Here is an 11,302-nt window from a genome sequence, read left to right as displayed (position 1 = left end):
CGGCATGTCGCTACCGCCGCCGTGCGGCACGTCTTCACCGACGAGCGGGCTGTCCCGGTAGCCGAGCAGCAGCTGGGCCTCGCGCGCGATCGCGGTCGCGGCGTCCGTCTCGCCGGCTCCGAGGCCCTGCCGGGCGTGCCGCACGGTGCGGCCCACCACCTCCGCCCCGACGGGCCGGCGCTCGGCGTCGTAGCTGTCGAGCAGGCCGTCGGCGGCGCGTCCCTGCACCGCCAGGGCGAGCTTCCAGCCGAGGTTGTAGGCGTCCTGGATGCCGGTGTTCATGCCCTGTGCCCCGGTCGGGGGATGGATGTGCGCGGCGTCCCCGGCCAGGAACACCCGGCCCCCGCCGTAGCTCCCGGCGAGGCGGTGGCTGATCCGGAACACCGACGACCAGCGCAGCGCACCGGCCCGGGTCGGTTCGGGCGCCAGCCGGTCGAGCACGGCCTGGATGTGGCCGAGGGTGGGCCGGCGCCCGCCCTCGAGTCCGTGCGCCACGGCTCCGCTGCCGGACGCGGAGGTCGCCAGGTCCGGCGCGACGAAGGTCGACAGGCGGTAGCGGCCGGTGCCGGGCAGCGGGATGCACACCATCATGTCCGTGGTCGTGCCGTCGTTCGTCGTCGAGGCGCGGATGCCGTAGCCGCCCGGCATCGACCAGTCCAGTTCGACGTCGGCGAGCATGTACTCCTCGGGGAACGCGTCGCCGTCGAAGGACACCCCGAGTCCTTTCCGTACGGCGCTGTGCGCACCGTCGCAGCCGACCAGGTAGCGGGCCGCCAGCCGCGTCGTGTCGTCGCCGTCGCGCAGGTCGGCGACCACGCCGTCCGCGGTCTGCTCGAACCCGGTGAGCTCGATGCCGCGGCGCACGACGGTGCCGTGCTCGGCCAGGGCCTGCGTCAGCACCCGTTCCGTGGCGTACTGGGGCATGCAGACGAACCGGTACGGCACGTCCTCGGGCAGTTCGAGTTCGAGGCGCATCACCTGCCGGCCGTCGACGTAGACGATCTGCCCGTGCATCGGCGCGGACACGTCGAGCGAAGGGCGGACCACGCCCATCGCGTCCCAGACCTCGAGGGTGCGCGGCTGGATGCCGACCGCCTTGGCGTACTGCGGCGGTTCCGGCAGCCGGTCGACGATCACGACGTCGACGCCGCGCCGGCGCAGTTCCAGCGCGGCGGTCAGTCCGACCGGGCCGGCGCCGACCACGAGTACCGAGGTCTCGCTCATGGGCATGCCCTTTCGTCGCGTTCGAGGGCAGTATGTCGGAATTCGGCGGCCGCGCGGGCCTGTTCGCCGCATCCGGATCCTCGACGTGAGCGGTGCCCGGCGCCGGAACGCGCGCCGTCACACGTCGAGCAGGTGCGGCAGGCCCGCGCGGTAGCGGTCGGCGTCGATGCGGCGTATCGGTTCGAGTTCGGGTGGCTCGTGCAGTCGGTACAGCGCCGGCGGTGCGGCCGGCGAGTCGGCGGCTTCGAGCAGCGCGGTGACGGCCGCACGCGCGGATTCGCCGGCCGACTCCATGGTGGCGAGATCGATGTCGGTGCGGACGTAGTCCCCGGCGAGGAAGAGGTTCGGGATCGCGGTGCGGGCGTCGGGCCGGTCGGACAGGGAGCCGACGGTGTTGACGAGCAGGGGTGTGGCGTTGGTGTTGCGGCCCTGCGCGGGATCCCACCGGATGCCGGGGTCGAGGAACCACGAGACGATGTCGTCCTCGTCGAGGACGCCGGTGCCGGTGTCGTCGAGGCATGCCGACATCTGGGCCCACGTCTCCTGGGCGATCTCCTCGGCCGTGCACTCCTTGGCGGTCTTGCCGTGGAGGACGCCCGGGGTGTCCCAGTCGGAGATGTCCACGGACAGGCAGTCGTGGGCGCTGCCGTCGCCGTAGCGGCCGGCGAAGTCGCCGCGCCAGAACTGGCCCTGGCTGATGGAGGTCAGTGCCCACGGCGAGCCGAGGTATGCGACGTGGCCGGCGGCGATCGGGGTGGGCCGGCGCAGGAAGTACTGGATGCCCACCATCCAGTCCGTCTGCAGGTTCCGCATGCCTTCGAGGCGAGGATCTGCGGCGAGGATCCGCGGTGACCACAGGGGCGCGGCCCGTTCGACGGGCATCGCCGCGACGTACCAGTCGGCTTCGGCGACGGACCGGGTGCCGTCGCCGTCCACCAGCCGCACTCCGGTGATCGAACCGGACGCGATGTCGAGCGCTTCTGCCGCCCAACCCATTTCGAATACGACGCCCAGGTCGCGCAGGTGCGCGGCCCACGGGCCGATCCACGCCTCGTCGGTGGGAGCGGCCAGGACCCGGTCCAGATGGCCGTATGCGGGGACGGTGCCCATCGCGTTCCACACGAACGCCTGGCCCATGATGCCGATGGTGCGGGTGGAGGCGACGGTGGGCCGGGCGGCCACCAGTTGACGGGTCAGGGCCGAGACGAGGATGTCGCGGTAGGCCGACGACTTGCCGTCGGCCTCGAGCGTCTGCGACCACGTCCGGTGTTCCCACTGGCCGTCGCGTCGTTCGAGACTGCTGGTCAGGAACATCACCAGCTTGCGGGTGAAGACGGCCAGTTCGTGCGGGGGGATGGCGTTGCCGAGGGAGAAGGCCGCGGCCAGGGATTCCTGCAGCGAGGCGGGATCGAGGACGCCGTGGGGGAGCGGGGCGATCGACGCCGGGGCGATGAGGTCGGGCCCGCCGGGGATCGCCATCCGGAAGGCGGCGCCGGTGACGAGATTGTCGAACACGCCGTTCGGATTGCCCGGGAAGGGGATCCGCCGCATCGTGTCGGGGATGTGCTGGTAGAAGCCCGGGAAGAAGCGGAAGCCGTGCTCGCCGGGCAGGTCGGCGCGGCCGCCGGCCGCGGTGCCCGGCGACGGGATGCTGCGGGCCTTGCCGCCCAGGGCGGTCGGTTCGAAGACGGTGACGTCGAAGCCGCGTTCGATCAGTTCGTGGGCGGCCGTCAGGCCCGCCACCCCGCCGCCGAGCACGGCGACGCGGCGGCCCGTCGAGCGCAGCGCCGGGGAGCGCGGGGCGGCGTGGGCGGGGGCGGGCGCGACCGCGAGGGCGCCCAGGGCGGTGAGGAAGCTGCGGCGGGAAAGTCGGGTGTCGAACACGAGAAGCCCCCATCCGGACGTCGTTCTGAAAACAACCGTTGTCACATATATCCGATGTGTGCGTCTCGCGCGGGGAATTCACTGAACGGTGCCGACGTAGCGTTGCCACGCGGGCGTGCCAGGATTGGCCCATGACCAACGGAACACTTGTGTTGCTCCGCCACGGCGAGAGCGAATGGAACGCGATGAACCTCTTCACGGGATGGGTGGACGTCCACCTGACCGATAAGGGGATCGCCGAGGGCAAGCGGGCCGGCGAACTGCTCGCCGAGCACGATCTCCTGCCGGACGTGCTCTACACGTCGCTGCTGCGCCGCGCCATCAGCACCGCCAACTACGCGCTCGACGCCGCGGATCGGCACTGGATTCCGGTCGTGCGCGACTGGCGCCTGAACGAGCGGCACTACGGTGCGCTGCAGGGCAAGAACAAGGCGGAGATCAAGGCGGAGTTCGGCGACGAGCAGTTCATGCTGTGGCGCCGCAGCTACGACACCCCGCCCCCGCCGATCGAGCCCGGCAGCAAGTACAGCCAGGACAGCGACGTCCGGTACGCGGACGTCGACGAGGTGCCGCTCACCGAGTGCCTGAAGGACGTCGTCGATCGCCTCATCCCGTACTGGGAGGAGACCATCTCCCAGGACGTGCGGGCCGGCCGGACCGTCCTGATCACGGCCCACGGCAACTCGCTGCGTGCTCTGGTCAAGCACCTCGACGGGATCTCCGACGAGGAGATCGCCGGGCTGAACATCCCCACCGGCATCCCGCTGCGTTACGACCTCGACGAGAACCTGCGCCCGCTGAACCCGGGTGGCACGTACCTCGATCCCGAGGCGGCCGCGGCGGGTGCCGCCGCCGTCGCGGGTCAGGGCGGCCGGTAGTTCCCAGGGGCCGCGGGCGACTGTCCGCGGCCCCGGGAAACGGGCGGTGAACACGCGGCAAATGCTGCGAACATGCGGTGTGACGTGCGGCGGAATGCCCCGACCCGCTGTCACCGCCGCGCCGCGCGTACGTACGATTCGAGGCGTGACTGTTGCGCAGGCCGTGCTGCTCGCCGGGGCCGCCGTCCTCGGTGCCGTGTCCGCGATCGTGCTGATGCGGCTCCTCCGGCGCCGGGCCGCCGACCGCACCGACGCCGACCTCACCATGGCGCAGGTCCTCGATCGCGTGGTCTTCGGCGCGGACACCGGCATCGCCGTCGTCGACCGGTTCCACGACGTCGTCCTGTTCAATCCGCGTGCGGAGGAACTCGGCCTGGTCCGCAACCGGCTCGTCGAGGACTCGGCCTGGGCCGCCGCCACCCGTGTCCTCGAGACGGGTGAACCCGCCGAGCTCGACCTCACCGCGAAGACGCCCCGCGGTCGCGAGCGCGTGGCGGTGCGCTGCGTCGCGCGGCGTCTGCTCGACGACGACGCGCGCTTCGTCGCGCTCTACGCCTACGACGACTCCGAGCAGGTCCGGATGGAGGCCACCCGCCGGGACTTCGTCGCCAACGTCAGTCACGAACTCAAGACCCCCGTGGGCGCGATGGCCCTGCTCGCCGAAGCCCTGCTCGAATCCGCCGACGACCCGGAATCCGTGCGGCACTTCGGAACCCGGCTACAGAGCGAGGCCAACCGGCTCGGCAACATGGTGACCGAACTGATCGCGCTCTCGCGCCTGCAGGGGGCCGAGAAGCTGCCGAACCTCGAGGTGGTCGAGGTCGACGACGTCGTCGAGGAGGCGCTGCGCCGCACCCGCCTGACCGCCGAGAACGCGCAGATCACCGTCACCACCGACGCCGCCGGCGGGTACGAGGTCCTCGGCGACCAGACCCTGCTCGTCACCGCGCTGGCCAATCTGATCGAGAATGCGATCGCCTACTCGTCTCCGGGTTCGCCGGTGTCGGTCAGCCGGTCCCTGCGCGCGGGCAAGGTCGCGATCGCGGTGACCGACCGCGGCATCGGGATCGAGAAGGAGGACCAGGAGCGCGTCTTCGAACGGTTCTTCCGGGTCGACAAGGCCCGTTCCCGCGCCACCGGTGGCACCGGTCTCGGGCTGGCGATCGTCAAGCACGTCGCCGCCAACCACAACGGGGAGATCCGGTTGTGGAGCCAGCCGGGAACCGGGTCGACGTTCACGCTCCTCATCCCCGCCTGTTCGCCCGATCCCCGCGAATCCCACGGAGCCACACCTCGCCACGAGGGCGGCCCCGCGCTGACGGTGGAGCGGTGACGGGCGAGCGGTGACGGTGGAGCGGGGCGACCATGCCGACACCTACGACGAGAATCGGAAATGAGCCGGATGCACCAGGTGACAAAGGGTACGGAGGACCAGCAGTGACGCGTGTGCTGATCGTGGAGGACGAGGAATCGCTGGCGGATCCGCTCGCGTTCCTCCTGCGCAAGGAGGGCTTCGAGACCACCGTCGTCGGTGACGGACCGTCGGCGCTCGCGGAATTCGACCGCGCCGGCGCGGACATCGTCCTGCTGGACCTGATGCTGCCCGGCATGAGCGGCACCGATGTCTGCAAGCAGCTGCGCAACCGGTCCGGCGTGCCGGTGATCATGGTGACCGCGCGCGACAGCGAGATCGACAAGGTGGTCGGCCTCGAACTGGGGGCGGACGACTACGTCACCAAGCCGTACTCGGCGCGCGAACTCATCGCCCGCATCCGTGCGGTGCTGCGCCGCGGCGGGGAGAACGACGCCGAGGCGACGCAGGACGACGGGATCCTCGAGGCCGGGCCGGTGCGGATGGACGTGGACCGGCACGTCGTGCACGTGGCCGGGAATCCCGTCACGCTGCCGCTCAAGGAGTTCGACCTGCTGGAGTACCTGCTGCGCAACTCCGGCCGGGTGCTCACGCGCGGCCAGCTGATCGACCGGGTGTGGGGTGCCGACTACGTCGGCGACACCAAGACCCTCGACGTGCACGTCAAGCGGCTGCGCTCGAAGATCGAGGCCGACCCCGCCAAGCCGCAGCACCTGGTCACGGTCCGCGGCCTCGGCTACAAGCTCGAGGGGTAGGGGCCCGCCCCCGGGGTGCGCTCGGCGGCGGCCGTCGTCGCGGGATGCACGGCGATCAGGCCCAGCCCCTCGCGACGACGGCACAGCCGCGCGAGTTCGTCGTAGGCGGCGTCGCCGATCAGCTCGCGCAGTTCCGGTGCGTACGACTGCCAGACCGGTGCGGCCCCCACGTGGGCGTCCGGCGAGCCGGAGCAGTACCAGTCCAGGTCGTGGCCGCCCTCGCCCCAACCGCGCCGGTCGTACTCGGTGACGACGGTGCGCAGCACCTCGGTGCCGTCGGGACGCTCGACCCAGTCCTGGGTGCGGCGGATCGGCAGTTGCCAGCACACGTCCGGCTTCACCTCGAGAGGCTCGATGCCGCGTCGCAGCGCCATCTTGTGCAGCGCGCAGCCGATGCCGCCGGCGAAGCCCGGCCGGTTGAGGAAGATGCACGCCCCCTTGTAGCGGCGAGTGCGCAGGGCCGGCTCGTCCTCGAGGTCGTCCTCCTCGAGATAGCCCTTCTTGCCGAGTCCCTTCGGCATCAACTGCCAGTCCTCCGGCGTGAGATGTCTCACTGCGGCGTCCAGCTTGGCGCGATCGTCGTCGTCCGACAGGAACGCGCCGTGCGAGCAGCATCCGTCGTCCGGCCGGCCGGCGATGATGCCCTGGCACGCGGGCGTGCCGAACACGCAGGTCCAGCGGGAGAGCAGCCACGTCAGGTCGGCGGCGACGACGTGCTCGCTGTTGTCCGGGTCGATGAACTCCACCCATTCGCGCGGGAAATCGAGGGGCACTTCGGGGGCCGGGACCTGCTTGTGTGCGGCACCGGGCATACCTGCTGTCACAGGACCCGACGGTAGACCCAGTACCGTATGTATGTGCGCCTTGGGGTACTCGACGTCGGAAGCAACACCGTTCATCTACTCGTGGTGGACGCTCATCGCGGTGGCCATCCCACCCCCATGAGCTCGACGAAGGCAACCCTACGCCTGTCCGAGAACACGGACGACCGCGGTGACATCACCCCGCAGGGCGCCGACCGGCTGGTCGAGACGGTCGCCGACTTCGCCGGCATCGCCCGCACCTCCGGATGCGAGGAGCTGATGGCGTTCGCGACCTCCGCGGTGCGCGATGCCACCAACTCCGACGCGGTGCTCAGTCGCGTCCGCGCCGAGACCGGCGTCGCGCTCGAGGTGCTCTCCGGTGTGGACGAGGCCCGGCTGACGTTCCTCGCGGTGCGGCGGTGGTACGGCTGGAGCGCGGGACGCATCCTGTGCCTGGACATCGGCGGCGGCTCCCTGGAGCTGACCTTCGGCGGCGACGAGGACCCCGACGTGGCGTTCTCGTTGCAGCTCGGTGCCGGGCGCCTGACCCGGGACTGGCTGAGCGAGGACCCGCCCGGTAAGCGGCGCGTCGCGGTGCTGCGGGACTGGCTCGATGCCGAACTCGTCCGGCCCGCCGAGGAGCTGCGGGCGGCCGGTGTTCCCGACCTGTGCGTGGGGAGCTCGAAGACCTTCCGCACCCTCGCACGGCTGACCGGTGCCGCCCCGTCGTCGGCGGGCCCCCGGGTGCGGCGCACCCTGACCGCCGCCGGGTTGCGTCAGCTCATCGCATTCATCTCCCGCATGACGGCCGCGGACCGTGCCGAGCTCGAGGGCGTGAGCTCCGACCGGTCGCAGCAGATCGTCGCCGGTGCCCTCGTCGCGGAGGCCGCCATGCGCGCGCTGGGAGTGGAAACTCTCGATATCTGTCCCTGGGCCCTGCGCGAGGGGCTCATTCTCCGCAAGCTCGACACCGAGATGGGGGGCGAACTGATGGTGGTTTCGCAATGACGGACGGCAGCAGCACCGACACCGGGCAGATCTCCGTCGCGGAGCTGCTGGCCCGCAACGGCCAGAAGGTGAATTCCCGCGCCGGCGGACGCCGCCGCCGTGGCGTCAGCGGCGGCATCTCGGTTGCGGAACTGACCGGCGAGATTCCCGTGACCGCCCCGGAACCGGCCCAGGCGCCGAAGACCGGAGTCTCCGAGGCCGACGTCCCCGAGACCGAGGCTGCCGAGACCGAGGCTCCCGAGACCGAGGCCCCCGAGACCGAGGCTCCGGAGAGCGAGGCCCCGGAGGCCGAACCCGTCGTGTCCGCTCCGCCGAAGGCGCAGGCGCCGGTGCCCTCGACGACGCAGGCGCCGGTGGCTCCGAAGGCGCAGGCGCCGGTGGCTCCGAAAGCGCTGGCGCCGGTGCCGCGGCGGCCGGACCGTCGCGAACCCGAGCCCGAACCCGAACCGTCCGAGACCGAGGCGACCGGGCCCGGGACCCCGGCCCCGACGTCCCCGCCCCGGACGCGCGAGGAGCCGGCGGCCGAGCGGGTGCCGGTGAAGGTCGAGTCGCCGACCGAGATCATCCGTCCGGCCGTCCTGCCGCGACGAGCGCGCGCGCACGCCGAGGTGGCCGTGAGTACTCCGGCGCGGCCCGCGGATACCCCCGAGCCGAGGCTGCTGTCCGGGCCCGCGAGCGACCTGCGGGGCAGCGGCGACGACACCGCCGACGGCGAGACCGAGACGATCGGCAAGGCCGTGGCCGCGGACGAGCCGGACGTGGAGCAGCGGGAGAAGCCCGCGTCCCGTCGCAGCGACGCCGCAGCGGCGGAGACCCCGTCCGCGGCGGAGTCCGACGTCTCGTCCGGCACCGGCGAGTCCCGCAGCGCGATCGCGCAGTGGGCCCGGTTGATCGGCGAGGGTGTCGTCGCGATCGTCGCGGGCGCCCTGCTGTTCAAGGGCTTCGAGCAGTTGTGGGATGCGTTGCCGTGGGTGGCATTCGCACTCGCCCTGCTGGTCATCGTCGGCCTGGTGGCGATGGTGCGCATCCTGCGCCGCACCGACGACATCGCGAGCCAGCTCATCGCCCTCGCCGTGGGTGCCTTCGTGACGTTCGGTCCGCTGTTGTTCCTGCTGCCCACCGGCTGACCCGGCACATCGTCATGAGCACCCTGTCGCGAGAGATCCTGGTCGGACTGTCCACCGCTTCGGTGTACCCGGAGAACACCGAGGCGGCCTTCCGCTATGCGGCCGAGCTCGGCTACGACGGCGTGGAGCTGATGGTGTGGGCGGAGTCGGTGAGCCAGGACGTGCGTGCGGTGCAGGCGCTGGTGCGCAAGTACGGCATACCGGTGCTGGCGGTGCACGCGCCGTGCCTGTTGATCTCGCAGCGTGTGTGGGGTTCGGATCCGGCCGCGAAGCTCGAGCGGTCGGTGCGCGCAGCGGAAGCGCTCGGGGCCGCGTCGGTGGTGGTGCATCCGCCGTTCCGATGGCAGCGCCGGTACGCGGAGGGCTTCGCGGATCAGGTCGCGGACCTCGAGGACCGCAGCCACGTGGTCGTGGCGGTGGAGAACATGTACCCGATGCGCGCCGACGTGTTCTTCGGCGGCCGCGACCGCACCGCGCAGCGCATGAGACGGCGTGGCGGGCCCGGCCGTGCGGTGTCGGCCTTCAGCCCGTCGATCGATCCCACCGACACCGGCTTCGCGCACTACACACTGGACCTGTCGCACACGGCCACGGCGGGGATGGACGCGATGGCCCTCGCCGAGCGGATGGGCGGCGGTCTGGCTCATCTGCACCTCGCGGACGGTCACGGCGCGTCGACGGACGAGCATCTGCTCCCGGGCGACGGCGGCCAGCCGTGCGAGCAGGTGTGCCGGCTACTGGCCGAGAGCGACTTCACCGGGCACGTCGTCCTGGAGGTCAGTACCCAGGGGGCGCGCACGCGGTCCGCGCGGGCGGGAGCGCTGACCCGGTCGCTGGCCTTCGCGCGCGAGCATCTGCACCGGGCCCCCCGCCTGGCGATCACCACCGGGCCCGAGCATCCGCGTGCGACGACGATCGAGCAGGTGCACCCGTCAGGCCAGAACACCGAGTCCGGCGCCGAGAACCACGACTCCTGAGATCGTCACGCCGGCGACGAGGGCGGCGGCACCCAGCCATACGCAGGCGATCATGGCGCCCGGCCGCCTGGGGTCCGGGCCGAGCACGGACAGGAAGAACCCGGCGGGAATCAGGATCGCCGAGCCGAGCACTGCGATCGCGCCGGCGGCGGCCCATCCGGGTGAGGCGCCGACGGCGTCGGTGAGCACGGCGACCAGCAACCCCAAGGTGACGAGGACGCCGGCGTGGGCGTGACCGGCGCGGAAGAAGGACTTCTGCAGGTCGTTGGCCGGCACGTGCCCGCCCGCGACGCGCAGCAGGAACGTGCCGCCGAAGGCGATCCCGGTGACGGTGAGCAGGGTGGCGCCGAGAGCGACGACGAGTACGGGGTGCACGGAATCCTCCTCGCGGAGTATTGGATAGTTACAGTATCCAATACTGGATAGTTGTACTATCCACTGTCAAGGGGAGGTGGCAATGCGGATCTCGGAACTGGTGGACCGGACCGGCGTCCCGCTGGCGACCGTGAAGTACTACCTGCGCGAGGGGCTGCTGATGCCGGGCGAGGCGACCAGCGCCACCCAGGCCCGGTACGACGGGCGGCACGTGCGGCGCCTCGCGCTGATCCGTGCGCTCGCCGCCCAGGGGCTGCCGCTGCCGCGCATCCGCGAGATCGTCCGCCTCCTCGACGGCACCGACGAGTCGCTGTTCGTCGCCCTCGGCCGGGCCATCGCGGCGCTGCCGCCCTACCCGCCGGGCGACGGCGAGTCCGTACCCCACGACTATCCGCGCGCCCGGCACGTCCTCGAACGGCTCGGTCAGCTCTACGACCCCCGGTTCGCCGCCGTCGCACAGCTCGAGCGGGCCCTCGCCGCCCTCGACTCCGCCGGCCTGACGATGAGCGACGAGCGCATCGACGTCTACGGACGGCACGTGCTCGGCATCGCCGAGATCGACATCGACCTGCTGCCCACCCGCTCCCGGGAGGCGACGGTCGAGGCGGCGGTCCTCGGCACCGCCCTGTACGAACCCGTCCTCACCGCGATGCGCCGTCTCGCACACCAGCACCTTGCCGCCCGTCGCCTCACCGAGTCCGGCCCGCCCGTCCCCGATTCACCGGACGGACCCGTCCCCGATTCACAGGAGCAGCAATGACCGACACCGTGCCCGATCCCGGCAACCACCCCTTCCGCGACCTGACGACGCTCGACGCCGCCGGCGACGACCGTTGGCTCGCGCACATCGCCCCGGTCTGGACGATCGGCCCCAAGGTCCACGGGGGCTGCATGCTCGC

The 11,302-nt window shown here is 71.6% G+C and carries 11 protein-coding genes and 1 pseudogene; 8 read left to right on the top strand and 4 right to left on the bottom strand.

The window, feature by feature from the left end:
• On the bottom strand, nucleotides 1-1,224 hold a 1,224-nt coding region (locus OEY_RS0101050; protein ID WP_010592096.1), incomplete at its 3' end, for an FAD-dependent oxidoreductase.
• A 117-nt stretch (nucleotides 1,225-1,341) separates the two neighbouring features.
• Nucleotides 1,342-3,108, bottom strand: a complete 1,767-nt coding sequence (locus tag OEY_RS0101045) for a hydroxysqualene dehydroxylase (RefSeq protein WP_010592095.1) — start codon at nucleotides 3,106-3,108, stop codon at nucleotides 1,342-1,344.
• 131 nt (nucleotides 3,109-3,239) lie between these two features.
• Between OEY_RS0101045 and OEY_RS0101040 the strand changes: the two genes are divergently transcribed.
• The 3 genes from OEY_RS0101040 to OEY_RS0101030 all read left to right on the top strand — a co-directional run bounded on the left by OEY_RS0101040 (nucleotide 3,240) and on the right by OEY_RS0101030 (nucleotide 6,113).
• Complete coding sequence (locus OEY_RS0101040; protein ID WP_010592094.1) at nucleotides 3,240-3,986, top strand: phosphoglyceromutase; 747 nt, start codon at nucleotides 3,240-3,242, stop codon at nucleotides 3,984-3,986.
• Nucleotides 3,987-4,131: 145 nt separating this feature from the next.
• A complete protein-coding gene (locus OEY_RS0101035) occupies nucleotides 4,132-5,319 on the top strand; it encodes a sensor histidine kinase (protein ID WP_010592093.1) in 1,188 nt (395 codons plus the stop codon).
• A gap of 104 nt (nucleotides 5,320-5,423) precedes the next feature.
• A complete protein-coding gene (locus OEY_RS0101030; RefSeq protein WP_010592092.1) occupies nucleotides 5,424-6,113 on the top strand; it encodes a response regulator transcription factor in 690 nt (229 codons plus the stop codon).
• On the opposite strand, the gene OEY_RS0101025 is transcribed toward OEY_RS0101030, so the two are convergent.
• Nucleotides 6,095-6,925, bottom strand: a complete 831-nt coding sequence (locus tag OEY_RS0101025) for a hypothetical protein (RefSeq protein ID WP_010592091.1) — start codon at nucleotides 6,923-6,925, stop codon at nucleotides 6,095-6,097. The two genes, OEY_RS0101030 and OEY_RS0101025, sit on opposite strands and share 19 nt — an antisense overlap.
• Before the next feature lie 45 nt (nucleotides 6,926-6,970).
• On the opposite strand from OEY_RS0101025, the gene OEY_RS0101020 reads away from it, so the two are divergent.
• The 3 genes from OEY_RS0101020 to OEY_RS0101010 are packed head-to-tail and all read left to right on the top strand — an operon-like array spanning nucleotide 6,971 to nucleotide 10,028.
• The gene (locus OEY_RS0101020) at nucleotides 6,971-7,924 is read left to right on the top strand and encodes a Ppx/GppA phosphatase family protein (RefSeq protein WP_082752488.1); all 954 of its coding nucleotides are present in this window, start codon (nucleotides 6,971-6,973) and stop codon (nucleotides 7,922-7,924) included.
• On the top strand, nucleotides 7,921-9,051 hold the full coding sequence (locus OEY_RS0101015; RefSeq protein ID WP_010592089.1) for a hypothetical protein: 1,131 nt from the start codon (nucleotides 7,921-7,923) through the stop codon (nucleotides 9,049-9,051). Before OEY_RS0101020 ends, OEY_RS0101015 begins: the two co-directional genes overlap by 4 nt.
• A gap of 14 nt (nucleotides 9,052-9,065) precedes the next feature.
• Nucleotides 9,066-10,028, top strand: coding sequence for a sugar phosphate isomerase/epimerase family protein (locus OEY_RS0101010; RefSeq protein WP_010592088.1), 963 nt, complete (start codon nucleotides 9,066-9,068; stop codon nucleotides 10,026-10,028).
• On the opposite strand, the gene OEY_RS0101005 is transcribed toward OEY_RS0101010, so the two are convergent.
• Nucleotides 9,984-10,403 (bottom strand): hypothetical protein, encoded by a 420-nt coding sequence (locus OEY_RS0101005; RefSeq protein WP_010592087.1) that lies wholly within the window; start codon nucleotides 10,401-10,403, stop codon nucleotides 9,984-9,986. The two genes, OEY_RS0101010 and OEY_RS0101005, sit on opposite strands and share 45 nt — an antisense overlap.
• Nucleotides 10,404-10,485: 82 nt before the next feature.
• Between OEY_RS0101005 and OEY_RS0101000 the strand changes: the two genes are divergently transcribed.
• Together OEY_RS0101000 and OEY_RS30330 are read left to right on the top strand one after the other, a co-directional pair.
• Nucleotides 10,486-11,163: a MerR family transcriptional regulator gene (locus OEY_RS0101000; protein ID WP_010592086.1), complete on the top strand. Its 678-nt coding sequence runs from the start codon at nucleotides 10,486-10,488 to the stop codon at nucleotides 11,161-11,163.
• Nucleotides 11,160-11,302: pseudogene (locus OEY_RS30330) on the top strand (thioesterase family protein); the annotation flags it as partial. The gene OEY_RS0101000 and the pseudogene OEY_RS30330, both read left to right, overlap by 4 nt.

Source organism: Rhodococcus sp. P14 (assembly GCF_000256505.1).
GTDB lineage: Bacteria > Actinomycetota > Actinomycetes > Mycobacteriales > Mycobacteriaceae > Rhodococcus > Rhodococcus ruber.
This window is presented reverse-complemented; position numbering and strand designations above follow the sequence as displayed.

What these genes read in the sequence shown, in the direction of transcription:
- OEY_RS0101000 (WP_010592086.1), top strand. Translation starts at nt 10,486, where the DNA reads ATGCGGATCTCGGAACTGGTGGACCGGACCGGCGTCCCGCTGGCGACC.
- OEY_RS0101015 (WP_010592089.1), top strand. Translation starts at nt 7,921, where the DNA reads ATGACGGACGGCAGCAGCACCGACACCGGGCAGATCTCCGTCGCGGAG.
- OEY_RS0101040 (WP_010592094.1), top strand. Translation starts at nt 3,240, where the DNA reads ATGACCAACGGAACACTTGTGTTGCTCCGCCACGGCGAGAGCGAATGG.
- OEY_RS0101010 (WP_010592088.1), top strand. Translation starts at nt 9,066, where the DNA reads ATGAGCACCCTGTCGCGAGAGATCCTGGTCGGACTGTCCACCGCTTCG.
- OEY_RS0101025 (WP_010592091.1), bottom strand. Translation starts at nt 6,925, where the DNA reads ATGCCCGGTGCCGCACACAAGCAGGTCCCGGCCCCCGAAGTGCCCCTC.